The organism is Xanthomonas sp. F4 (genome assembly GCF_011761895.1).
Genome location: NZ_JAASQX010000003.1, coordinates 32,794 through 54,135, shown reverse-complemented (window position 1 = coordinate 54,135; position 21,342 = coordinate 32,794). Strand labels below are relative to the sequence as shown.

General features: G+C 69.3%; 23 protein-coding genes. 7 read left to right on the top strand and 16 right to left on the bottom strand.

What is annotated here, in order from left to right; translation table 11 throughout:
- Nucleotides 1–6: 6 nt before the first annotated feature.
- The 4 genes from FHR66_RS12590 to FHR66_RS12575 form a co-directional block, all read right to left on the bottom strand.
- Entirely contained in the window at nucleotides 7–753 is a 747-nt protein-coding gene (locus FHR66_RS12590) for an SDR family oxidoreductase (RefSeq protein WP_160970204.1), read from the bottom strand.
- Between the two features lie 31 nt (nucleotides 754–784).
- Entirely contained in the window at nucleotides 785–1,666 is an 882-nt protein-coding gene (locus FHR66_RS12585) for an amidohydrolase family protein (protein ID WP_160970203.1), read from the bottom strand.
- Nucleotides 1,663–2,697 carry an aldo/keto reductase gene (locus FHR66_RS12580; RefSeq protein WP_160970201.1) on the bottom strand — a complete coding sequence of 345 codons (1,035 nt, stop codon included), beginning with the start codon at nucleotides 2,695–2,697 and terminating at the stop codon, nucleotides 1,663–1,665. Before FHR66_RS12580 ends, FHR66_RS12585 begins: the two co-directional genes overlap by 4 nt.
- Nucleotides 2,698–2,889: 192 nt before the next feature.
- Complete coding sequence (locus FHR66_RS12575; protein ID WP_237475444.1) at nucleotides 2,890–3,570, bottom strand: HAD-IA family hydrolase; 681 nt, start codon at nucleotides 3,568–3,570, stop codon at nucleotides 2,890–2,892.
- 154 nt (nucleotides 3,571–3,724) lie between these two features.
- Here FHR66_RS12575 and FHR66_RS12570 point away from each other — a divergent pair, with 154 nt between their 5' ends.
- Nucleotides 3,725–3,943 (top strand): hypothetical protein, encoded by a 219-nt coding sequence (locus tag FHR66_RS12570; RefSeq protein ID WP_160970199.1) that lies wholly within the window; start codon nucleotides 3,725–3,727, stop codon nucleotides 3,941–3,943.
- A 312-nt stretch (nucleotides 3,944–4,255) separates the two neighbouring features.
- Here the strand turns inward: FHR66_RS12570 and glpK are convergent, their stop codons facing one another.
- The 4 genes from glpK to FHR66_RS12550 form a co-directional block, all read right to left on the bottom strand.
- Complete coding sequence (gene glpK, locus FHR66_RS12565; protein WP_160970197.1) at nucleotides 4,256–5,755, bottom strand: glycerol kinase GlpK; 1,500 nt, start codon at nucleotides 5,753–5,755, stop codon at nucleotides 4,256–4,258.
- 101 nt (nucleotides 5,756–5,856) lie between these two features.
- Complete coding sequence (locus tag FHR66_RS12560) at nucleotides 5,857–6,678, bottom strand: MIP/aquaporin family protein (RefSeq protein WP_160970195.1); 822 nt, start codon at nucleotides 6,676–6,678, stop codon at nucleotides 5,857–5,859.
- A gap of 160 nt (nucleotides 6,679–6,838) precedes the next feature.
- Nucleotides 6,839–8,353: a glycerol-3-phosphate dehydrogenase gene (gene glpD, locus FHR66_RS12555; protein WP_160970193.1), complete on the bottom strand. Its 1,515-nt coding sequence runs from the start codon at nucleotides 8,351–8,353 to the stop codon at nucleotides 6,839–6,841.
- A 291-nt stretch (nucleotides 8,354–8,644) separates the two neighbouring features.
- Nucleotides 8,645–9,505, bottom strand: a complete 861-nt coding sequence (locus FHR66_RS12550) for a DeoR/GlpR family DNA-binding transcription regulator (RefSeq protein ID WP_343160694.1) — start codon at nucleotides 9,503–9,505, stop codon at nucleotides 8,645–8,647.
- A gap of 141 nt (nucleotides 9,506–9,646) precedes the next feature.
- On the opposite strand from FHR66_RS12550, the gene FHR66_RS12545 reads away from it, so the two are divergent.
- Both FHR66_RS12545 and FHR66_RS12540 read left to right on the top strand, forming a co-directional pair.
- A complete protein-coding gene (locus tag FHR66_RS12545) occupies nucleotides 9,647–10,120 on the top strand; it encodes a YehS family protein (RefSeq protein ID WP_160970189.1) in 474 nt (157 codons plus the stop codon).
- 192 nt (nucleotides 10,121–10,312) lie between these two features.
- Nucleotides 10,313–11,131, top strand: a complete 819-nt coding sequence (locus tag FHR66_RS12540) for an HDOD domain-containing protein (RefSeq protein WP_160970188.1) — start codon at nucleotides 10,313–10,315, stop codon at nucleotides 11,129–11,131.
- A gap of 72 nt (nucleotides 11,132–11,203) precedes the next feature.
- Here FHR66_RS12540 and FHR66_RS12535 read toward each other — a convergent pair whose 3' ends face one another.
- Nucleotides 11,204–12,340: an exodeoxyribonuclease III gene (locus FHR66_RS12535; RefSeq protein WP_160970186.1), complete on the bottom strand. Its 1,137-nt coding sequence runs from the start codon at nucleotides 12,338–12,340 to the stop codon at nucleotides 11,204–11,206.
- 74 nt (nucleotides 12,341–12,414) lie between these two features.
- Between FHR66_RS12535 and FHR66_RS12530 the strand changes: the two genes are divergently transcribed.
- Complete coding sequence (locus FHR66_RS12530; protein WP_160970184.1) at nucleotides 12,415–12,621, top strand: hypothetical protein; 207 nt, start codon at nucleotides 12,415–12,417, stop codon at nucleotides 12,619–12,621.
- A gap of 161 nt (nucleotides 12,622–12,782) precedes the next feature.
- Nucleotides 12,783–13,214: a hypothetical protein gene (locus tag FHR66_RS12525; RefSeq protein WP_160970182.1), complete on the top strand. Its 432-nt coding sequence runs from the start codon at nucleotides 12,783–12,785 to the stop codon at nucleotides 13,212–13,214.
- Nucleotides 13,215–13,344: 130 nt separating this feature from the next.
- Here the strand turns inward: FHR66_RS12525 and FHR66_RS12520 are convergent, their stop codons facing one another.
- Nucleotides 13,345–13,572: a hypothetical protein gene (locus FHR66_RS12520; RefSeq protein WP_160970180.1), complete on the bottom strand. Its 228-nt coding sequence runs from the start codon at nucleotides 13,570–13,572 to the stop codon at nucleotides 13,345–13,347.
- A gap of 309 nt (nucleotides 13,573–13,881) precedes the next feature.
- Between FHR66_RS12520 and FHR66_RS12515 the strand changes: the two genes are divergently transcribed.
- Complete coding sequence (locus tag FHR66_RS12515) at nucleotides 13,882–14,718, top strand: lysophospholipid acyltransferase family protein (RefSeq protein ID WP_167087840.1); 837 nt, start codon at nucleotides 13,882–13,884, stop codon at nucleotides 14,716–14,718.
- A 49-nt stretch (nucleotides 14,719–14,767) separates the two neighbouring features.
- Here the strand turns inward: FHR66_RS12515 and FHR66_RS12510 are convergent, their stop codons facing one another.
- From FHR66_RS12510 to FHR66_RS12500, 3 genes are all read right to left on the bottom strand, one after another.
- Nucleotides 14,768–15,604 (bottom strand): DUF6348 family protein, encoded by an 837-nt coding sequence (locus FHR66_RS12510; RefSeq protein WP_160970178.1) that lies wholly within the window; start codon nucleotides 15,602–15,604, stop codon nucleotides 14,768–14,770.
- A gap of 270 nt (nucleotides 15,605–15,874) precedes the next feature.
- Nucleotides 15,875–16,609: a hypothetical protein gene (locus tag FHR66_RS12505; protein ID WP_202394954.1), complete on the bottom strand. Its 735-nt coding sequence runs from the start codon at nucleotides 16,607–16,609 to the stop codon at nucleotides 15,875–15,877.
- 113 nt (nucleotides 16,610–16,722) lie between these two features.
- Nucleotides 16,723–17,643, bottom strand: coding sequence for a LysR family transcriptional regulator (locus tag FHR66_RS12500; RefSeq protein WP_160970176.1), 921 nt, complete (start codon nucleotides 17,641–17,643; stop codon nucleotides 16,723–16,725).
- 155 nt (nucleotides 17,644–17,798) lie between these two features.
- Here FHR66_RS12500 and FHR66_RS12495 point away from each other — a divergent pair, with 155 nt between their 5' ends.
- Nucleotides 17,799–18,503: an SDR family NAD(P)-dependent oxidoreductase gene (locus FHR66_RS12495; protein WP_160970174.1), complete on the top strand. Its 705-nt coding sequence runs from the start codon at nucleotides 17,799–17,801 to the stop codon at nucleotides 18,501–18,503.
- Between the two features lie 94 nt (nucleotides 18,504–18,597).
- Here FHR66_RS12495 and FHR66_RS12490 read toward each other — a convergent pair whose 3' ends face one another.
- From FHR66_RS12490 to FHR66_RS21100, 3 genes are all read right to left on the bottom strand, one after another.
- The gene (locus tag FHR66_RS12490) at nucleotides 18,598–18,981 is read right to left on the bottom strand and encodes an EAL domain-containing protein (protein WP_343160693.1); all 384 of its coding nucleotides are present in this window, start codon (nucleotides 18,979–18,981) and stop codon (nucleotides 18,598–18,600) included.
- Between the two features lie 51 nt (nucleotides 18,982–19,032).
- The gene (locus FHR66_RS12485; RefSeq protein WP_167087838.1) at nucleotides 19,033–19,695 is read right to left on the bottom strand and encodes a CPBP family intramembrane glutamic endopeptidase; all 663 of its coding nucleotides are present in this window, start codon (nucleotides 19,693–19,695) and stop codon (nucleotides 19,033–19,035) included.
- Between the two features lie 179 nt (nucleotides 19,696–19,874).
- On the bottom strand, nucleotides 19,875–21,200 hold the full coding sequence (locus FHR66_RS21100; RefSeq protein ID WP_237475443.1) for a pyridoxamine 5'-phosphate oxidase family protein: 1,326 nt from the start codon (nucleotides 21,198–21,200) through the stop codon (nucleotides 19,875–19,877).
- Nucleotides 21,201–21,342: the final 142 nt, after the last annotated feature.

The following is a 21,342-nucleotide window of genomic DNA, read 5'->3' as shown; positions in this document are numbered from 1 at the left end:
GCGCGGTCAGTTCGACCAGCCGCCGTCGATGATGTGGGTCTGGCCGGTGGTGAACGAGGATTCGTCCGAGGCCAGGTACACCACCAGTTGCGCGATCTCGCGCGGGTCGCCGAGGCGGCCCATCGGCTGGCGGTCGGTGAAGCTCTTCCACACCGCCTGCTCGTCGCCGCCCAGCGCCTTGACTCGCTCGCCCAGCGACGGCGTCTTGATCGTGCCGGGGCAGATCGCGTTGCAGCGGATGCCCTTGGCCACGTAGTCGGCAGCGATGGCCTTGCTCAGGCCGATCACCGCCGCCTTGGTCACGCCGTAGGCGAAGCGGTTGGGCACGCCCTTGATGCTGGACGCCACCGAGGACATGTTGACGATGCTGCCGCGGCCCTGCGCGAGCATGCCCGGCAGCACCGCCTGGCACAGGTAGTACATCGCATCGACGTTGATCGCGAACGAGCGCTTCCAGGCCGGCGTGTCGCAGTCGAGGATGCTGCCCTGGTGCACGTAGCCGGCGCAGTTGAACAGCACGTCGAAGGTCGGCTGCGCCGCCACCAGCGTCTGGATCGCGGCGGCATCGGTGACATCCAGGGTTTGCGTGACGATGCCATCGGACTCGGCGGCCAGGGCCTGCAGCGCGGCGGCGTCGATGTCGGTCGCCAGCACCTGCGCGCCTTCGCGCGCGCAGGCCAGTGCGCTCTCGCGGCCGATGCCGGCGCCGGCGGCGGTGATCAGGCAGCGCTTGCCTTGCAGACGGCCGCTCATGCGCGGCTCCCGGAAACGGACGCGAACGTGGTCATGGGGCGGAACTCCAGGTCGGGGGGAAAGCAATCGGATCGGACAGGCGATAGACGCGCCGCGCATTGCCGGCGAACACCGCCTCGGCGGCGCCGGCGGCGTGCTGCGCGACCCAGGCCTGCGCCAGCGCCATCCAGGCGGCGTAGTCGGCACGCTGGGTGAGCACCGGCCAGTCGCTGCCCCACAGCAGCCGCTGCGCGCCGAAACAGGCGAACAGGTGCGCCACGTAGGGGGCAAGCGCGGGATCGTCGATGGCGGCGTCGGCTGGCAGTTCGGTGAGCAGGCCGGACAGCTTGCACACCACGTTGGGGTGCTGCGCCAGGTGTGCGAGGCCGTCGGCCCAGGCCTGGAAGCCGGCAGCGCCGATGGCCGGCTTGCCGGCGTGATCCAGCACCACGCGCAACTGCGGATGACGCTGCAACCGCGCCAGCAGCGCCGGCAGGTGCAGCGGCCGCACCAGCGCGTCGAAGACCAGGTCGTGCTGCAGCAGCGCATCGAAGGCCGCGTCGAGCTGCGGCCGCGCCAGCCACTGCGAATCGGCCAGATCCTGCACCATCGGCCGCAGCCCCTTGAGCAGGCCTGCGCCTTCGGCGCACAGCGCGGCGATGTGCGCGGCGACGTCGGCCGCCTCGAAATCCACCCAGCCGACCACGCCGACGATGCGTGGCTCGGTCCGCGCCAGCTGCAGCAAATAGCGGGTTTCCGCCTCGCTTTGCGCCGCCTGCACCGCCACCAGCGCGGTCACGCTTTGCGCGTCCAGCGTCGCGGCCAGGTCCTCGGGCAGGTAATCGCGATACAGCACGCCCAGCTCCGGCGTCAACCAGGCATAGTCGCCACGCGCCAGGCGCCAGAAATGCACATGGGCGTCGATCGCGTTCACGGCGTCGGCACCGGCGCGCGCAGCAGGCCGTCGTCGCGCAACTGTTGCCACAGCGCAGCGGGAATCGACGCGCGCAGACGTGTGGCGGCGCTGGCCACTTCCGCCGGCGTGCGCATGCCGGCGACCACCGTGCTCACCGCCGGATGGGCCAGCGGAAACTGCAGCGCCGCCGCGCCCACGTCGACAGCGTGCGCCGCGCAGGCCGCGAACAGGCGCTGCGCGTGCTGCAGCGTGGCCGGATCCACCGGCGCGTAGTTGTAGGTCTCGCCCGGTCCGCGCGCATCGCTCAGCAGGCCGGAGCTATACGGCCCGGCGACCAGGATGCCGATCTGCCGCTGCAGCGCCTGCGCCATGATCCGCTGCGCGCCATGCTGCTCGAGCAAGGTGTAGCGGCCGGCCAGCATCACGCAGTCGAGCGGGAACAGCGGCATCAGTTCCACCGCCACGTCTTCCTCGTTGACACCGATGCCGATCGCCCGGCACGCGCCCTGCGCCTTGAGCGCGGCCATCGTCGGCAAGGCCTCGTCCAGCGCCTGCCGCAGCATCGCCGGATGGCGCTCGCCGTGGGTCAGGCGGCCGATGTCGTGCAGCAGCAGCACATCGACGTGATCGGTGCCGAGCCGCTGCAGGCTGCTCTCGAAGGCACGCAGCACGCCGTCGCGGCTGTAGTCGAACTCGGCGCGGCGTCCGGCCACGGCGAAGCCGTCGCGCCCCGGCGCCGCCGCGGCATCGTCGTAGACGCAGCGCCCGACCTTGGTCGAGAGCGTGTAGCTGGCGCGCGGCAGCCCACGCAGGCCCTGCCCCAGGCGCTGCTCGCTCAGTCCATAGCCGTAGTACGGCGCGGTATCGAAATGGCGGATGCCGGCGGCATAGGCGTCGGCCACCGCGGCCAGCGCCACCGCGTCGTCCACCTCGGCGTACAGATTGCCGATCGGCGCGGCACCGAAGCCCAGCGCGGACAGGTGCACGCCGCTGGTGCCCAGCGCGCGCGGCGCCAGGATTGCGTCGACGGCCACGGCGTTCAGCGCCATGCGTGCACCACCGTGACGATGGCCGCAGCGGATCGCCCACGGACGCGCGAGGGACGGTAGCTGCTGGGGTTGCGCATGGCACGCCTCTGCCCGGCATCGGGCGCGATGAGTTAAGGCCGCAGCATGCACGCCCAGGATGGCAACTGGCGCCGCGACTGTTCGCCTATGAATATAGCAATCACAAGTGAACAATCAACCTGCAGCGCAGCAATCGCCCTCTCGGCGTTCGGACGGCAGCACCAGCGCCGACAGCGCGTCCGGCCGCTGCAGCAAGGGCAGCGGCGTCTGCGGTTGCAAGGCGGCCGGCAAGGTGTAGCCCCAGGCGACGCCGGCGAAGGCGATGCCGGCCTGCCGCGCGGCCTCGGCATCGCGGATCTCGTCGCCCACGCACAGCGCCCGCGCGGCGGGAACGCCGCAGGCGCGCAGGCTGGCGCGCAGTTTGCGCCGCTTGCCCAGCACCGCCGCACCGCAGCGCACGTCGCGGAACTGCGCGAGCAGCGTGGGACCGAGCACGCGCTCGACGTTGGCGCGGCTGTTGGACGTGACCAGCGCCAGCTGCACGCCGGCCTGCGCCAACTGCGCGAGCAGGTCGGCCACGCCATCGAACAGCGCGATGCGCTCGATCTGTTCGCTCATCAGGGTGCGCATGCGCCGCGCCACCGCCGGCACCCGCCACCAGCGCAGGCCGCTGCGTGCCATCAGTTCGCGCGCGCTCAGGCTGCGGATTTCCTCCAGCCGCTCGACGTCGAAGCGGCGGAAGCCGAATTCGTCGGCAACGCCGTTGATGGTCGCCAGGAACCAGGGGAAGGAGTCGGCCAGGGTGCCGTCGAAGTCGAAGATGACCAGGTCGTAGCGGTGCATCGGCATCAGCATGCCGGAGCGCCGGAGTCTCCGCCAGCGGCGTGCGTTGCCTACCGCGACCATCGGGCGCGCGGATTGGCCCGCCCTTCATCCGCCGTTGCCCTGCGCTTCACCCGCACGCGTCGGCGCAGCACGCACGCTGGCGACTCATCGCAAGGAGACGCCCATGCATATGCAGAGTCCCAATCCCGGCCAGGATCCGCAGCAGCCACCGAACGAGGTGCCGGGCCAGGTACCGAACCCCGGCGTGGATCCGACCCCGGACCGCCCGATCGACCCGATCCCCGACAAGCCGACCGATCCGACCATCCCGCCGATCCAGGACCCGGTCGGCGGCGTGGATTCCCCGGTGCCGGGCCCGCGTGGGCCGACGCAGTACGTCTAGGCACCTGCAAGTCACGATTGACGTCGCTGGATTGCGGCAAGCGCCACTGGCGTGGGTGTTGCGCAATTTCGGCTGTACCAGTGCGGGCTGGGCTTCCATGGGAAAGCCCTGTCGCGGCTGAAGCCGCTCCTACAATTCCTACGCGTTTCGTGCGCGGCCGGCATTCGCCGCTTTCGACGGACGCGGCGACAAGGCACGTCAACGAAATTTCTTGTGTAGGAGCGGCTTCAGCCTCGACCAAGCCGTCCCAGGAACGCCCGGTCGCGGCTGAAGCCGCTCCTACAAATGCACGTGTCGCGCCAGGCGCCCGCCTCAGCGAACCCGGAACCCCATCGTCGCCTCCACCGCCTGCTGCCAGCCGGCGTACAGGGCTTCGCGGCGCTCGGCCGGCATGTCCGGCTCGAAACGGCGGTCCACCGCCCACTGCTGGGCGATCTCGGCACGGTTCTTCCAGAAGCCGGTGGCCAGGCCAGCCAGGTAGGCCGCCCCCAACGCCGTGGTCTCGGCCACTTCCGGGCGCAGCACCGGCACATCCAGGATGTCGCTCTGGAACTGCGCCATGAAGTCGTTGGCGATGGCGCCGCCGTCGGCGCGCAGCTCCTTCAGTTCGATGCCGGAATCGACCTGCATCGCGGTCAGTACGTCGCGGGTCTGGTAGGCCATCGATTCGAGTGCGGCGCGGATGAAGTGTTCCTTGGTGGTGCCGCGGGTCAGGCCGAACACCGCACCGCGGATGTCGCTGCGCCAGTACGGCGCCCCCAGGCCGACGAAGGCCGGCACGATGTACACGCCGTCGTTGTCGCCAGCACGTTCGGCGTAGGCCTGCGAATCGCTGGCCTTGCCGAGCATGCGCAGGCCGTCGCGCAGCCACTGCACCACCGAGCCGGCGACGAAGATCGCGCCTTCCAGTGCGTACTCGACCTTGCCGTCCACGCCCCAGGCGATGGTGGTGAGCAGGCCACTCTTCGAGGCCACCGCTTTCTCGCCCGTGTTCATCAGCATGAAACAGCCTGTGCCGTAGGTGTTCTTGGCCATGCCCGGTTCGAAGCAGGCCTGGCCGAACAGCGCCGCCTGCTGGTCGCCGGCGATACCGGCGATCGGCACCGCATGACCGTAGAAATACTGGCCCTGGGTGTTGCCGTAGATCTCGCTGGACGAGCGCACCTCCGGCAGCATCGAGGCGGGAATGTCGAGCATCTGCAGCAGTTCTTCGTCCCAACGCAGTTCGTGGATGTTGTACAGCAGCGTGCGCGAGGCGTTGGTGTAGTCGGTGACGTGGACCTTGCCGCCGGTGAGGTTCCAGATCAGCCAGCTGTCGATGGTGCCGAAGGCCAGTTCGCCGCGCTGCGCGCGTTCGCGCGCGCCCTCGACGTGGTCGAGGATCCACTTGACCTTGGTGCCGGAGAAATACGCATCGATCAGCAGGCCGGTCTTGGCTCGCACCATGTCCTCGTGGCCATCGGCCTTGAGCTGGTCGCAGATGTCCTTGGTCTGCCGCGACTGCCAGACGATCGCGTTGTAGATCGGCTGGCCGGTGGCGCGGTCCCACACCACCGCGGTCTCGCGCTGGTTAGTGATGCCGATGCCGGCGATCGCGCTGGCGTCCACCTGGTGGTTGTTGAGCAGCTCGGTGATCGTGGTGTAGACGCTGGTCATGATCTCGCGCGGGTTGTGCTCGACCCAGCCCGGCTGCGGGAAGATCTGCGAGAACTCGCGCTGGGCCATGCCGACGCTGCGGCCCGCGCGGTCGAACAGGATCGCGCGCGAACTGGTGGTGCCCTGGTCGATGGCCAGGATGAATTGCTTTTCCATCGGAGACTCCTGCGGGATGCACGCCGCGCGCACGGGCGCGGCGCCGAACGGGGAAGAGGGAGGCGCGCACGCCGCGCGCGAAAACGAACGCGCAGCCGGCACTAGCCGCGGCGCGCGGCGGCCTGTTCTTCTTCCAGCGCCTTCACCCGTGCCGGCAGGAACGGATAGATCAGCAACTGGTAGGCGGCGCCACCGATCACACCGCCGATCAACGGGCCGACGATCGGGATCCACCAGTAGTTGTCGGCCGACGGCAGCGCCGAGGAGCCCCAGCCGGCGACGTAGGCGAACAGGCGCGGGCCGAAGTCGCGGGCCGGATTGATCGCCCAGGCCTCCAGATAGCCCATCGAGGCGCCGATGGTGGCCACCAGCAGGCCGATGATCAGCGCACCGGAGTTGGCGGTGGGCGCGGCCTCGTTGTAGCGCTCGGTGATGGCGAAGATGCCGAAGATCAGGAACGCGGTCAGGATCACCTGGTCGCGCAGCGCGTGCATCGGCGTGATCGCCAGGCCCGGCGCGGTGAAGAACACCCCGGCCGCGCCGCCACCGGCGCGGGTGAGATGCTGGGCCTGGTTGTAGTGGTCGATCACCGGCGCGAACAGCAGGTAGACGATCCACGCGCCGAGGAATGCGCCGATCACTTGCGCGACCCAGTACGGCAGCACCTTGGGCCAGGGAAAGCCGCGGTACAGCGCCAATGCAAGCGTCACCGCCGGATTGGCGTGGGTGCCGGACACCGAGCCGGTGACGTAGATGGCGATGGTCACCGCCAGGCCCCAGGCGATGCACACGCCCCAATAGGCGTGCTGGTAGGGGCTGGGGTCGTAGAGCACGTACATGCACGCCACCGAGCAGCCGAAGGCGATGATGATCAGCATCGCGATCGCCTCGGAAATCAGTTCGCCTATCAGTTGCCGGTTCATGCCCGTGCCCCCCGGCCTGCCGTCGTTGCCGCTGTCGATCCACCCATGCCTGCCACCCTCCACGGTTGCGTCCAGGTTCGTGCGCCGCGGCGGGGGCCGGGCGCAGCGCGATTGTGCACGCGCCGCCGCGCCCCGAACCGGGCCGGCGGCAGCGTTTTCGTCAAGCCGGTGCCGCGGCCAGCGTGGCCGGGGCCTGTTGCAGATAGGCGACCAGACGCTGGCGGTCGGCGTTGTCCACGCGCAGGCCGAGCTTGCTGCGGCGCCACAGCAGGTCCTCGGCCTCCACCACCCACTCGTGCTGGCGCAGGTAGTCGACCTCGGCCTGGTACAGGTCGGCACCGAAGTGCTGGCCCAGGTCCTGCAGCGAAGCGGCGTCGCCCAGCAGCGTTTCCGCGCGGGTGCCGTAATTGCGCGCCAACCGCTGCGCGGTGGCCTCGGCCAACCACGGCCGCGCCGCGCGCAGTTCGCGTGCCAGCGTGGCGATGTCGTTGCGCTCGCCACCGGGCAGCGGCGCGCCGTGTGCGGTCCAGGCCGGCGCCTTGCGCCCGGCATGCGCGGTCAGCCGGTCCACCGCCTCCTCGGCCAGCTTGCGGTAGGTGGTGAGCTTGCCGCCGAACACGTTGAGCAGCGCCGCGCCGTCGCGCGTGTCCAGTTCCAGCAGGTAGTCGCGGGTGACCTCGGCGGCGTTGTCCTCCTCGTCGTCGAGCAGCGGGCGCACGCCGCTGTAGCTCCACACCACGTCCTCGGGAACGATCTGCTTGCGGAAGTAGCGGTTGGCCGCCTCGCACAGATAGCGCGTCTCCTCGCCGTCGATGCGCGGCGCGGCCGGATCGGCACGGTAGTCGACGTCGGTGGTGCCGATCAGGGTGTAGTCCTGCTCGTAGGGAATGGCGAAGACGATGCGCCGGTCCGGCTGCTGGAAGATGTAGGCGTGGTCGTGCTCGAACAGCCGCGGCACCACGATGTGGCTGCCCTTGACCAGGCGCAGCGCGTGGTCGTGGCCGACGTGCGCCACCTCGTCCAGGAACTGCACCGCCCACGGCCCGGCGGCATTGACCAGCGAACGCGCGCGCAGTTCCTCGCGGCGACCGTCGGCGTGCTGCAGCTGGACCTGCCACAGGCCGTCGACGCGGCGCGCGCCGACGCAGCGGGTGCGGGTGAGGATGCGCGCGCCGCGCTGCGCGGCGTCCATCGCATTGAGCACCACCAGCCGCGCGTCCTGCACCCAGGCATCGGAATAGACGAAGCCGGTACGGAACTCCTCGCGCAGCGGCGCGCCCACCGGATGCGTGCGCAGCGCCAGGCGCCGCGAACCCGGCAGGGTGCGGCGGCCGCGGCCGAGGTGGTCGTACAGGAACAGGCCGGTGCGGATCATCCACGCCGGGCGCAGGTGCGGCTGGTGCGGCAGCAGGAAGCGCAGCGGCCAGATGATGTGCGGGGCCAGCCGCAGCAGCACCTCGCGCTCGGCCAGGGCCTTGCCGACCAGGGCGAACTCGTACTGCTCCAGGTAGCGCAGGCCGCCGTGGATCAGCTTGGTGCTGGCGCTGGAGGTATGCGCGGCTAGGTCGTCGCGCTCGCACAGGCACACCGACAGGCCGCGGCCCACCGCGTCGCGGGCGATGCCCACGCCGTTGATGCCGCCACCGACCACCAGCACATCGTAGGTCTCACGCATAGCCGACTCCGGAAGTGTCGTGTCCGGCTCGGCGACAGGGGCCAAGCGCAGGACTTAGGACGAAAAGATCTTAAACGAACATTTCCGAACATATCACGCTGCAGTGCAGCGTGACGTCGACCGCGCTCTAGAAACCGGCTGGAAGCCCTTGCAGCTTAGGCTTGAGACAGCCAACCCGGCATTCGGCACCGCCGCGGCGTGCCGAACCCGCCACATCACGCAACATTAACGAAATAATCCGAACACCAGCCCCAACCTGCCATCCTGACGTCGGAGCCAGGCCGGCCCCACTCAATCCGCAGCCGTGTCCAGCGCCGGCGCACCCGGATCGGCGGCAGCGCCGTCGGCGACGAACACGCGGGTGCCGGCCGCGTCCAGCACCGCGGCCAGCTCGGCAGGTGGCGCGCGGTCGGTGAACCAGGCATGCACCCGCCCGATCGGCCCCAGCCGCACCATCGCGTTGCGTCCCAGCTTGCTGTGGTCGGCGGCCAGGAACACCTGCCGCGAGTGCTCGATGATCGCCTGCGCCACCCGCACCTCGTGGAAGTCGAAATCCAGCAGGGTGCCGTCGGGGTCGATGCCGGAAATGCCGATCACGCCGAAGTCCACCTTGAACTGGCGGATCAGCTCGATGGTCGCCTCGCCGGTGACGCCCTGGTCGCGGCCGCGCACGCGCCCGCCGGCCACCATCACCTCGAAGCTGGGATTGGCGCTCATCATCACTGCGACGTTGAGGTTGTTGGTGATCACGCGCAGGCCACTGTGGCCCATCAGCGCGCGCGCCACGTCCTCGTTGGTGGTGCCGATGTTGATGAACAGCGAGGCGTCGTCGGGAATGTGCTGCGCCAGCAGCGTGGCGATGCGCCGCTTCTCCTGCGCCTGCAGCGACTTGCGCGCCGCATAGGCGAGGTTCTCCACGCTCGACGGCAGGCTCACCCCGCCGTGGTAGCGGCGCAGCACACCGGCCTCGCACAGCAGGGTCAGGTCGCGGCGGATGGTCTGCGGCGTCACCTCGAAGCGCGCCGCCAGCCCTTCCACCTCGGCATAGCCCTGCTGGCGCACCAGCGCCACCAACTGCTCCTGGCGCGGATTGAGCGCGGCCACCGCGCTCGGCTTGGGAATCGAATGGTCCATGCGCCGATGATGGCGCATGCGCGAGCGGATGCAACCGCGTCGCGTGCACACCCTCGGTGAACCGCAGCCATGGCCTGGGGCTGCGCGGTCTACGCGCCGATGCGGGCCAGCGCCTAGACTAGCGCCCCTCGCCAGGCTCCCGGCACTTCCGCACCGATCATGCTCAACAACGACATCCTGCGCTCCATCCGCTACATGCTCGACCTGAGCGACCAGAAGATCGTCGATCTGGCGCACCTCGCCGATCCCGCGTTCCCGATCGACAAGGCGCAGATCCCGGCGTGGCTGAAGAAGGAGGACGAAGAGGGCTTCGTCGAATGCAGCGACGCGGTGCTGGCGCATGTGCTGGACGGACTGGTGTTCCACTACCGCGGCCGCGACGAGAGCCTGCCGCCGCGCCCGGTGGAAGCGCGCATCACCAACAACGTGGTGCTGAAGAAGCTGCGCGTGGCGTTCCAGCTCAAGGACGTGGACATGCACCAGATCTTCGACGCGGCGGGTTTCCCGGTCTCCAAGCCGGAACTGTCGGCGCTGTTCCGGCAGCCGGAGCACAAGAATTTCCGCCTGTGCGGCGACCAGTTGCTGCGCAACTTCCTCAAGGGCCTGACCCTGCGCGTGCGCGCCGGCGGCTGAGCCGGCGCCGGCCTCGGGCGTGGCGCCGAGTGCCGCGCACCACACCGTGGCGCATGGACACGGCCACCGCCGCAGCGCCTGCAGTCCACACGCCGTGCATCGCGAATCGGTAGGATGCGCGCATTCCGCCACCGTGGCGGCACGACCGGCTACCGGCCCTGCCCGCCCCCCGTTCCATTCCGAGGGTCCCCCATGAAGCTAGAGGCGCTGTTCGACCAGTTGCACACCCTGCCGACCATTTCCCAGGTGGCGCAGGACCTGATCCTGCAGTTCGATGCGCCGGGCACCAGCCTGGACGCGGTGGCGCGCAACATCGAACGGGACCCGGTGATCGCGGCCAAGGTACTGCGGCTGGCCAATTCGGCGCGCTTCCGCGGCGCGCGCGATTCCACCACCGTGGAAGACGCGGCGCTGCGCCTGGGCTTCAACACCTTGCGCACCCTGGTGCTGGCCTCCTCGGTGACCGGCGCGTTCCATGCGCCGGCGCATTTCGACCTGCGCGCGTTCTGGCTGCACAGCTTCGAAGTGGCCGGCGTGTGCCGGCTGCTGGCGCGGCAGAAGGGCCTGGACGCGGAGACCGCCTTCACCTGCGGGATGATGCACAACATCGGCGAACTGCTGATCCAGACCGGCGCGCCCGACTACGCCGCGCAACTGCATCCGGACGCCTCCTCCAGCGGCCGCGCCGCCGACGAGACCGTGCAACTGGGCTTCGGCTACCCGGAAGTGGGCGCCGAGCTGGCGCGGCGCTGGCAGCTGCCACAGGTGATCCAGACCGCCATCGCCTTCCAGGCGCGGCCGCTGCAGGCGCCGGAAGGCGAGGCGATGCCGAAGCTCGTCGCCCAGGCGGCGCTGGTCGCCGACGCGCTGGAGCGCCATGGCGGCGCCAACGACCAGGCGCGGCAGGCGGTGACCGGCCCGCTGATGGACGACGTGGACCTGGACGCGCTGTTCGCCGCGCTGCCGGACGTGATCGAGGCCGATCGCGCGTTTACCGAGATGTTGAAGTAAGACAAGCCAGCGGGGACGCGGCGACAGCAAGGGATCAGCCTCTTCCCCGCTTCGCCGCACCCTCATCCGGCGCTACGCGCCACCTTCTCCCGGCGGGAGAAGGGAGGGTTTGCGGCGTTTGCCACCGCGCGAGGACGTCGGCGGCACCGGGGTGCTAGCGCGTGGCGTGCGCGCTTTCGGCGTCTTCGCGGTTGTCGTCTTTGTTGCGCGTGTCTTCTTTGTTGCCTGCGCTGGCGTCGTCGACTTCGCCTTGGTCCTGGCCGTCGTCTTGTCCTTGGTTCTCGCTGCTGCCTTCTTCGGCAACGACGTCGTGCCAGATGCGGAGGTGCGGGTGGTCTTCGTCGCCTTGCCGCCCTTCGTGCTTCCTTCAGCGCCCGCGTCACCGCGCCTCGGCTTGGCCGACGCCACGGCTGCACTGCGGGCCGATGCTGCGCCCAGCGTGACCCAGGTCGGCGCATGGTCGCTGGCGTGCGGCAGGTCGCGCACCCAGCGGTCCACGCCGGCGTCGCGCAGGCGTGCGGCCAGCGGCGGATTCAGCAGCAGGTGATCGATGCGCAGCCCGGCATCGCGCTGCCAGTGCTGGCGAAAATAATCCCAGAACGTGTACACGCGGCGCTCGCCGTGCACCTCGCGCAGGCTGTCGGTCCAGCCCTGCGCCAGCAGCTCGGCATAGGCCTGGCGGCTTTCCGGTTGCAGCAGCGCATCGCGTCGCCAGGACGTCGGGTTGTAGATGTCCGCATCGGTGGGCACCACGTTGAAGTCGCCGATCAGGGCCACCGGATGCGGCAGCGCCACCAGCTGCTGTGCATGCCGCTGCAGCCGCGCGAACCAGTCCAGCTTGTAGTCGAACTTCGGGCCGGGGCGCGGATTGCCGTTGGGCAGATACAGGCAGCCGACCAGCACGCCGTGCGCCATCGCCTCGATGTAGCGGCTCTGGGTATCACGCGGATCGCCGGGCAGCCCGCGCCGGCTCTCCACCGGGTCACAGCCCTTGGCCAGCAGCGCGACGCCGTTCCAGCTCGACTGGCCCATCCACACCGCGCCGTAGCCGGCGGCATGCAGCTCGGCGAGGGGAAAGCCCGCATCCACGCTCTTGAGCTCCTGCAGCCCGACGATGTCCGGCGCCTCGCGCTGCAGCCACTGCAGCAACTGCGGCAAGCGGCTGCGGATGCCGTTGACGTTGTAGGTGGCGATCTTGAGCGTTTTCATCCGGCGCGCCTGCAGAACCTGCCATCACCTTCGCCCGGCTACCCTCGCCGCATCGTGAAAACGGGAGCCGCCGCATGACCCCTCTCGACAAAGCCCTACGCCGCGAACTGGACATCGACGGCGTTCAATACACCCTGACCGTGGACCCGGACGGCCTGAAGCTCACCGAAAAGGGCCGGCGCAAAGGCCTGGAATTGCGCTGGAGCGCGCTGGTCAGCGGCGACGCCGCCTTGGCCACCGCGCTGCAAGCGTCATTGACCGATCAACCGGGCAAGCGCTGAGCGCAAGCGCGGTCTGCGCGCCCCCGCGCAACGCGCAGACAGGGCCGCCGATGGTGCTATCGTCGCGCCATCGGCAACCAGCAAGGAGCGGGCGGATGCACAGGCGCAACGGTGGTCCTGTCGGGAACAGTCGGAGACACGCTCGGTGCGCCGGATGGGTCATGGGCCCGCTGCTGCTCGCCCTGCTGCCGCTGGCGGTGCACGCCGCGCCGGACGTGCCGGACAGCCTGCGCGTGTCCAGTACCAGCACCTACGCCCCGGGCACGCCCGAGTGGCGGCAGGTGCGCGACTGGCTGGCGCAACACCGGCCATCGCAAGCCGGCCCCGCACAGACCCAGAACCTGGAGCAGCTCGGCCCATTGATGCTGGCCTACGCGCGTGCGCTGCACAGTGTCCCCACCCAGGCCCCGGAACCGCTGCCGCTGCCCGACCGGGGCTCGGCTGGCGACAGCATCGCCATCGCCAGTTGCATCGGCGGCGTGAGGCAGTCCTGGCTCTACAGCGTCGAGACACGCCCCGCCGGTGCGTGGGTTCTCATGTCCTTCGCGACGTCGCAGACTGCGGATTGCAAGCAGGCCGACAGCACGCACTGAGCCTGCAAGCTGCACCGGTCCCGGCCGCTGCGTCAGGTCGCATCGCGTCACTCGCTCTTGCTACGACGTGGCGAAGCATGCCGCGACGGGCGCTATCGGTAACGCCTCGTCGCGGCTCACGCAGCGCGCATCAGATCGCGCGCGCGTCGGCGGGTTGCGCATTGGAGCTGGGGCCGTAGGACAGCCGGTAGTGCTGCGGGTTGTTGTCCCCCGTCTCGGTCGCCGCCGCGGCGACGATGTCGACCTTGAATTGGGTTTCCTCCGCATGGCTATGCAGGTAGCGGGTATAAGTCCGCGCCCAGTTGGTTGGATCGTCGAGACGTTCGGCTCGGATCTTCTTCCAGACGGGATACGACATGGCATGGACTCCTGAGGTTGGTGGAAGGACCTGCATCTGCCAGCGCGATGCCGGCGTGCGATGCCATGGTTGTGCGTACCGCGACCAGGACCAATCGGCATACGCCTGATCTTCGTGGCGCCACGATGCGACGGCTCGACCGACGCCCAGCACATCTGCAGTGAGGCCGGTGGCGCAGCGAGCAATCGGAGCCTCGCCAACGGGACTTGAAGACAGTCGCTTGCAGCGCTGCCGAAGACGCCAGGCTCGGCTACCATCGCCGCGGGCGCGCGAGCGCGCGCCGACCATCTTCCCCAGCCACTGCCGCCCATGCCCGCCGCCGCTCCGCCCCGCCCCGCCGCAGGCGCCCTCGTCGGCCGCCTGCGCAGCATCGTCCGCATCGCCATCTGCGTGATCGCCAGCCTGCTGCTGATACCGCCGCAGTGGCTGTTGATGCGCCTCACCCGCGGCCGCGGTGCGTTCGTGCTGCCGCGGCTGTGGTTCGGCTGCCTGCGGCGCGCCCTGGGCATCCGCGTCGAGGTGGTGGGCGCGCCGCGCGATACAGGCGGGACGCTGTTCGTCGGCAACCACGTCTCCCACTTCGACATCGTGGTGCTGGGCAGTCTGCTGCGCGCACGCTTCATCGCCAAGAACGACATGGAGCGCTGGCCGGGCATGCGCCATATCGGCGCGCTGGCGCAGACCGTGTTCATCAGCCGGCGCCGACAGGATGCGGCCGCGGTGGCCGCCGCCGTGGCCGCGCAGCTGCGCCCGGATCACGACGTGGTGCTGTTCGCCGAAGGCACCACCTCCTCCGGCGAACGGGTGGCGCCGTTCAAGTCCAGCCTGTTCTCGCTGTTCCTCAGCGCCGAACCCGGCGCCCGGCAATGGACCCTGCAGCCGTTCACCCTGGAGGTGCGCAGCGTCGACGGGCAGCCCATCGCGCAAGGCGGCGATCGCGATGCCTATGCCTTCTACGGCGAGATGCAGGCCGGTGCGCACGTCGCTCACTTCCTGCGCCTGTCCGGCGCCGTGGTCCGTGTGACCTTCCACGCCCCGATCGCGGTGGCGCCGGGCAGCGACCGCAAGGCGCTGGCCGCGCAGTTGCATGGCATCGTGGCGTCGGCGCTGCCTGCCTCCACGCCGGCGGATACCGCTGCGGCCTAGGCCGGCGAAGCACGGCAGCGGGCGCGCGCGCGCAATGCCCGATGACGCGTCAGTGCGTGGTGTCCGGCACCACCGGCTCCGGCAGGCGCACCACGGCGTACTGTTTGCGGAACTCCATGGCGCCCAGCGCCGGCCAGGTTTCGGCATAGCGGCGCAGGCACGCCACGCCTTCGGGAAAGTCTTCGCCGTTGACTCGGCAGTCGGCCGCGACTTCGCCGTCGGCATCGCGCGAGGCGAACAGGCGGATCCCGAGCATGCGCTGGTCCCGCTGCAGCAGCGGCATCAAGGCGTCCAGGCTGTTGGTGAACAGGCAGCACGGGCAGAACGCATGTTCCGTGTCGTCGCCCGCCGCGGCCCTGGCCGCGTCGCCATTCATGTGCGCCACCGGCCCCAACACCACCGTGCGCCGCACCGCCGCCTCGGCTGCGGCCGAGGCAGCAAACTCCATCTGCAGCGTCATGCAGCGGGCATCGGCCGGCGCCGTCACCGCCTCCGACAGCGCCACCAGATCGGTCCGCGCCCAGGTCGTGAAGCCAGACGCCAAGCTCGCTTCGGTGTCCTCGCCGATGGAATGCTGGAACTCGACGATGCCATCGGGAAACAGGCTGCGGTGATGCACGCGGATGCAGCTCGCGGTCCGCACGCCGTTGCGCAGCTCGGCCATGTCCACCAGTTCGGTGAGCAGTTGCAGACCGTTGTCGAGCACGACCACATCGTCGTGCAAGGCCGCCGCATGTCCCTCGCGCTGCAGTGTCTGCAGCAACAGCTGCTGCAGTGTGTGGCCCGGTTGCGCGTCGGGCGCGACCTCCGCCCCTGCAGCATCGTGGGTGGCATCGGCCCCGCGCGGCGAGGTGCGGGACAACAGGCGTCGCAGTCGGTCGATCATCCTTGCTCCAGGGCTTCCAACGCACAGTCGGTCGTCGGAAGTATGCGCAGTCGCCCGCGGCGACGGCAACCGGCGGCGCCACGCGCGTCACGGCCGCCGACGGACGCATGCTGGGCACCAGCGTGCGGCGCCCGTTGCGCTGCCGCGTCGGCCGCAGGCGCATCAATGCCAGCGCGCCGCGTCCCGCGTCGACTCACGCAGCGCGCGGCGCCGCACGCAGGCGGCGCCATGGCAGCGCGTGCCTGCACGGCACCCGGCGCCAGCGCGGGCTCAGTCCCGGGCCGCCTCGCACAACTTGCGGTTGAACCAGGTGGACTCGGCGATCGGCAGATAGGCGTCCCAGTCGCTGGGCGGCAGCATGGTGCTCTGCTTGTCCAGTTCCGCCTGGAACGAGGCCTCGTCGCGGCTGCGGCCGGCCATGGTGCCGTCCAGCGCCGCCAGGCACTCCTTCGGCCGGCCCAGGCGCAGCAGGGTGATGGCGCGGTCGTTGGCGAAGCGGTCGCGATCGAGCCAGTTGAAGAAACCACCGCACTCGCCTTCGAACGCCTGCATGCCGGCCAGCGCCTCGGCATAGCGCTTGCCGCGATAATCCTTCAGATACGCCTCGCGCCGCCGGCTGCTGGCCGCGGCGGTGCAGCCGGCAGGCAAGCGCAGGTAGTCACCCTCGAAGCTGGCGCGCATGCCGCAGTAGTCGCGGCAGCTTTCCTGGGTCAACGCGGCCACATCGAACCCACCCGGCACCGGCTTGAAGGAGAGCTTGCACGGCACGTCGCCGGCATCGTTCACCTCCGCCTTGTCGCCCTGCAGGGTGCCCGACAGCGAGCAGGTATGGCCGTTGGCGCCGACCGACAACAGGTCGAACTGACGTACCCCGCCCTTGTCGGTGACACGCATGCTGCCCCAGCCTTCCTTGGTGGCGTATTCGCCGGGCGTCGGGCCGGCCGCCGCCGCGCCGAACGTCACCAGCCACACCAGCATCGCGCTCCATCCGTATCGCCGTGTCATCGCCTGTTCCCGCCTTCGATCAGAGCCGGCAAGTGTGCGGCATCGCTGCGGCGGCGGGCCAGTGCCGAGGTCGCATCGCATCCCTGCAGCGACCACCTGTGCGATCGGCCGGATCAGCGCAGCGGCATCCGCGCACGGAACTCGGCCAGCACCAACGCACGCAGCCAACGGTGCGCCGCGTCGTGCTCCAGGCGCGGATGCCACAGCATCGACACCGTGATCGGCTGAGTGACCACCGGCAGCGCGAACGTGTGCGCGGGCTCGCGCAGCGTGTCGGGCTGCGCTGCCATGAACGAGGCCGGCACCAACGCGATCAGGTCCGAACCGCGTGCCACCGCCAGCGCGGCGGAAAAACTGGGCACCACGGTGGCGACATGGCGGACCAGGCCCAGTTGCTGCAGCGCCTCGTCCACCGGCCCCTGCGCCCGGCCCCGCCGCGAAGCCACGACATGGCCGAACGCCACGTAGCGCTGCGCGCTCACCTCCCCGTCGCCGGCCAGCGGGTGTCCGCCGCGCACCGCGCCGACGAAGCGATCGCGAAACAGGCCCTGCACGCGTACCTCCGGCCCCATCGCGCCCAGCACCCCGATTTCCAGATCGGCCAGGCCCTCGCGCAGCGGCCCGGCGGTCTTCTGCGCCTTGGCGACGAACTGCAGGCGGACCTGCGGCGCCGACGCCGCCACCGCGGCAACCAGCATGGCCGCGAACGCCTCCACGAAGGCGTCATTGGCGCGCACGGTGAAGGTGCGCTGCAGCGTCGCCAGGTCCAGGTCGGCCGGTGCCGGGCGCAGCACGGCGCGTGCGGCTTCCACCGCATCGCGGGCGCGCTCGCGCAGCTGCAGGGCATGCGGCGTTGCCACCATCGTGCCGCCCGCGCGGACCAGCAGCGCATCGCCGGTCGCCTCGCGCAGCCGGGTCAGCGTCCGGCTCATCGCCGACGCGCTCAACCCCAGCCGCCGCGCGGCACCGGCGACGCTGGCTTCCGCCAGCAAGGCGTCGAGGGCGATCAACAGATTCAGATCCGGTTCCGGCATACGCGCTTCCCGACAGTGGCGATGGACACAGGCGTCCGACGCAAGGCGTCAATGCATCCGGCGCGCGTTCCGCAGGGCGACACGCACGCCTAGAGTGCGCAGACCGCCGGTAGGCCTCGCATGCCGAGGCCGCGCCGGCCACGAGGAGACACACCATGATCCACACCCCTGCACACAAAACCGTCCTGCTGATCGGCGCCTCGCGCGGCCTGGGCCTAGCGATGGCCGAAGGCTACCTGAGACGCGGCTGGCGCGTCATCGCCACCGAGCGCGCCGGCACGCCCAGCGCGCTGCACCACCTGGCCGTGGCGCATCCGCAAATGCTGCGCATCGAGTGCATCGACATCACCGACCCGGCGCAGCTGGCCGCGCTGCGTGCACGCCTGGAGGGCGAGGTTCTGGACCTGCTGTTCGTCAACGCCGGCGTCAAGAACGACGACCGCGAGACCGTCGCCGATGTCGCCACCGAAGAATTCGTCCGGGTCATGGTCACCAACGCGCTGAGCCCCATGCGCACCATCGAAACCTTGCGCGACCTGGTGCGCGACACCGGCACCATCGGCGTGATGTCGTCCGGGCAAGGCAGCATCGCCAACAACAGCAACGGCCAGTACGAGATCTACCGCAGCAGCAAAGCGGCACTGAACATGCTGATGCGCAGCTTCGCCGCCCGCCACCGCGACAGCGCCCGCACCTTGCTGCTGATGGCGCCCGGCTGGGTGCGGACCGACATGGGCGGACCAGAGGCGCGCCTGTCCATCGACGACAGCATTCCGCCCCTGCTCGACACCATCGACGCCGCTTGCGGCCGCGGCGGGCTGCACTACCTGGACTACCTGGGCCGCGTGGTGCCCTGGTAAACGGCGCCACGCGTACCGGTGGCGAGCCGTCGCCGCAGCGGCACGCCATCGTGCCGCATCGCGTCTACCACCTTGAGCGACGGCGTACCGCCACTCAGCCAACCTCCCGCGACGCCAGGGCCAGCGCGGCATCCTCCGACAGCGGCCGCGACAGGAAATAGCCCTGGGCCAGGTCGACCTGCAGCTCGTGCAAGGCGTCCAGCTCTTGCGCCGTCTCCACGCCTTCGGCCACCACCTGGGTGCCGATCTCATGGGCGAAGTTGGTCAGCCCTTTGGCCAGCGCGCGGCGGCTGCGGTCGGAATGGATGCACTCGGTGATGCTCATGTCGAGCTTGATGACGTCCGGCTGCAACTGCAGGATGTGGCGCATGCTGGCGTAGCCGGCACCGGCATCGTCCACCGCCACCTGCGCGCCGCGCTCGCGCAGTGGCGCCAACGCCTGCGCCAGCAGGCGGGCGCGCTTTCGGTCGGGCGACACCAGCGTACGCAATCACCGCAGCGCACATCGCACGCCGGCCCACTCAGCGCATCAGGTGTAGGCCATCAGCCCCAACAGATCCAGCCCGGCATGCGCCACGATTGCCGGCCACAGCCGCCCAGTCCGCGCCACCCACCAGCCCAGGATCAGCCCCACCACCAGGATGCCGATGGTGCCGACCGGTCCCTGGTACAGGTGGTACGACGCGCGGATCGCCACGCTGACGTTCACCGCGAACGCCGGGCTGTGCCGCCGCTCCAGCGCGCGGATTACGTAGGCGCAGACGAACACCTCTTCGAAGATCGGATTGAGCAGCGAGATCAGCACCACCATGCCCGCCGACAGCGGCCCGGCCACCATCGCGTCCATCGACGGATTCAGCTCCGCCGCCACGCTGTCCTTCAACAGGTGCAACGGATAGGTCGCCACCAGGCAGGCGGCCAGCAGCGCCAGGCCAACACCGAGATCCCGCGTCTGCCATTGCAGCCCCAACGCCTGCGGCGTCCAGCCGCGGAACCACAACGTCGGCAGCAACACCGCCAGCACCAGCAACTCGTAGAACACCGTGCCCCACAGGCTGGCGTCGGAAAGAGACGGCTCCACCACCGGCGCCAGCACCGCCAGCGCACTCCAATAGATCGGCAACCCGAACGCCACCGCTACCACCAGCAGCAACTCGCCCCATCCGCCTGACGGCTCCTCAAGTCCCCGCATCCAAGCTCCCCTGCCGTTTGCTGCGCCCCGGAAAGGGCGTCGCCGCCGCTTTCCACCAGGGGCGCACCCTAGCAGGGCGGCATGACCGGGGAAATCGGTGGCCGAATCGACCGACGGCATGCAGCTCCCCACCGCGAGGCGCTGCGCACGCATCGCCTGCACATCCGATCCGGTCGCGCTCAGTACAACGAGTCGCGGGTGCGCTGCGGCAATTCCCGATCGTAGGTGTCGGCGTCGAACGCGCCATCGGCCAGATGCGCGTGCATGGTGCCTGGGCTGGGTAGCCGATCGCGCGGCAGGTGCCGCGTCGGATCCCACAGCTGCGACCGCACGATCGCCCTGGCGCAGTGGAAGTACACCGCCTCGATGTGCACCACGATCACGCTGCGCGGCAAGCGCTCGCCGACCGCGAACCGCGCCAGCAGCTCCGGATCGACACGGATCTCGGCGCGGCCGTTCACGCGCAAGGTTTCGCCGATGCCGGGAATCAGGAATAACAGCGACAGCCGCGGATCCTGCAGCAGATTGCGCAGCGTATCGACGCGGTTGTTGCCCGGCCGGTCCGGCAACGCCAGCGTGCGCGCATCCAGCACCTGCACGAACCCCGGCGCATCGCCGCGCGGCGAGCAGTCCAGTCCTTCGTCGCCGGCCGAGGCCAGCACCACGAACGGCGACGCGTGCACGAACGCCTGGTAGTCGGCATTCAAATGGTCGAGTTGCTTGCGTACCGCGCGCTCGGCGGGTTGGCCGTACAGGGCTTCAAGGGCGTTGAGAGTGGTAATGCGATGCGGTTCGTGAGTATCCTGCGGCGAGGTAAGCGATGCAGTCTCGATTGGCAAGTCTGCCTTAGATGTACTGGCGATCGCGGCAGCAAGCACGCTCTCATACAAGTGCAGACGCAGACGGAAATTAGCGCCCAACCAGCTGACCATCCATAGCATGGCCGCGAACATCGCCAGAATTGACAACCAGGCAGGCAAAGCCAGCAGATCGCGCCAGTTGCGCAAGACGACGAGCAGCGACAAGCACAGGGGTAGCAACCCCAACTTATCCACACCGCCGACAAACAGACCAAGCTTGGCAGCTAGACGTTCCTGCGCCATCTTCGCGTAACGCAATTGGTCCTCCAGCACGTCGCGTGGATAGATCAGCAACCATTGAGCTAGCTGACGCAGTTCGCCGACATCATGATCGTGCTGCAAGATCCATTGCCGGCGCACATTGGAGAATTCGTAGATGAGCAGCCCAACCGTGCGTAAAAAATAAGGCACAAAGGTGACGGTGAGCGCCAGCCCGACCTGCGACAGGAGCACCATCCAATGCTGTGGCGCGATCCAGACCAACAGCAGCGAAGGCAGCAAAGCAAGCATTGCGCCGGCCCATCCCACAGCGTTCAGCAACCGTATCCAGCGCGGCGTCGACAAAGCAGACACCGGCCCTTCCGGCATTGCCGCGATCTTCTGCTCCAGTAGCGCAAATGTCAGCGGCAGCATGATGGCATTCATGACAGCGATCTCGTGAGGTTGAACGTGAAACGCCGACTGCTACAGCATTGCCATGTCATTTTTATTGTGCCGACGGAGTTCTGCTGCGCCAGCAGGTTTCCCCGCGTTAAGATGTGGATCTTAAATTCAACATGGCGAATAG

Excerpts from the sequence above, each read along its gene's own strand:
- FHR66_RS12520 (WP_160970180.1), bottom strand. The coding sequence starts at position 13,572 with ATGTCGTATCCCGTCTGGAAGAAGATCCGAGCCGAACGTCTCGACGAT.
- FHR66_RS12580 (WP_160970201.1), bottom strand. The coding sequence starts at position 2,697 with ATGGCGCTGAACGCCGTGGCCGTCGACGCAATCCTGGCGCCGCGCGCG.
- FHR66_RS12540 (WP_160970188.1), top strand. The coding sequence starts at position 10,313 with ATGAAGCTAGAGGCGCTGTTCGACCAGTTGCACACCCTGCCGACCATT.
- FHR66_RS12545 (WP_160970189.1), top strand. The coding sequence starts at position 9,647 with ATGCTCAACAACGACATCCTGCGCTCCATCCGCTACATGCTCGACCTG.
- FHR66_RS12525 (WP_160970182.1), top strand. The coding sequence starts at position 12,783 with ATGGGCCCGCTGCTGCTCGCCCTGCTGCCGCTGGCGGTGCACGCCGCG.
- FHR66_RS21100 (WP_237475443.1), bottom strand. The coding sequence starts at position 21,200 with ATGAATGCCATCATGCTGCCGCTGACATTTGCGCTACTGGAGCAGAAG.
- FHR66_RS12495 (WP_160970174.1), top strand. The coding sequence starts at position 17,799 with ATGATCCACACCCCTGCACACAAAACCGTCCTGCTGATCGGCGCCTCG.
- glpD (WP_160970193.1), bottom strand. The coding sequence starts at position 8,353 with ATGCGTGAGACCTACGATGTGCTGGTGGTCGGTGGCGGCATCAACGGC.
- FHR66_RS12505 (WP_202394954.1), bottom strand. The coding sequence starts at position 16,609 with ATGACACGGCGATACGGATGGAGCGCGATGCTGGTGTGGCTGGTGACG.
- FHR66_RS12550 (WP_343160694.1), bottom strand. The coding sequence starts at position 9,505 with ATGCGCCATCATCGGCGCATGGACCATTCGATTCCCAAGCCGAGCGCG.
- FHR66_RS12510 (WP_160970178.1), bottom strand. The coding sequence starts at position 15,604 with ATGATCGACCGACTGCGACGCCTGTTGTCCCGCACCTCGCCGCGCGGG.
- glpK (WP_160970197.1), bottom strand. The coding sequence starts at position 5,755 with ATGGAAAAGCAATTCATCCTGGCCATCGACCAGGGCACCACCAGTTCG.
- FHR66_RS12500 (WP_160970176.1), bottom strand. The coding sequence starts at position 17,643 with ATGCCGGAACCGGATCTGAATCTGTTGATCGCCCTCGACGCCTTGCTG.
- FHR66_RS12485 (WP_167087838.1), bottom strand. The coding sequence starts at position 19,695 with ATGCGGGGACTTGAGGAGCCGTCAGGCGGATGGGGCGAGTTGCTGCTG.
- FHR66_RS12515 (WP_167087840.1), top strand. The coding sequence starts at position 13,882 with ATGCCCGCCGCCGCTCCGCCCCGCCCCGCCGCAGGCGCCCTCGTCGGC.
- FHR66_RS12530 (WP_160970184.1), top strand. The coding sequence starts at position 12,415 with ATGACCCCTCTCGACAAAGCCCTACGCCGCGAACTGGACATCGACGGC.
- FHR66_RS12535 (WP_160970186.1), bottom strand. The coding sequence starts at position 12,340 with ATGAAAACGCTCAAGATCGCCACCTACAACGTCAACGGCATCCGCAGC.
- FHR66_RS12560 (WP_160970195.1), bottom strand. The coding sequence starts at position 6,678 with ATGAACCGGCAACTGATAGGCGAACTGATTTCCGAGGCGATCGCGATG.
- FHR66_RS12570 (WP_160970199.1), top strand. The coding sequence starts at position 3,725 with ATGCATATGCAGAGTCCCAATCCCGGCCAGGATCCGCAGCAGCCACCG.
- FHR66_RS12575 (WP_237475444.1), bottom strand. The coding sequence starts at position 3,570 with ATGCTGATGCCGATGCACCGCTACGACCTGGTCATCTTCGACTTCGAC.
- FHR66_RS12590 (WP_160970204.1), bottom strand. The coding sequence starts at position 753 with ATGAGCGGCCGTCTGCAAGGCAAGCGCTGCCTGATCACCGCCGCCGGC.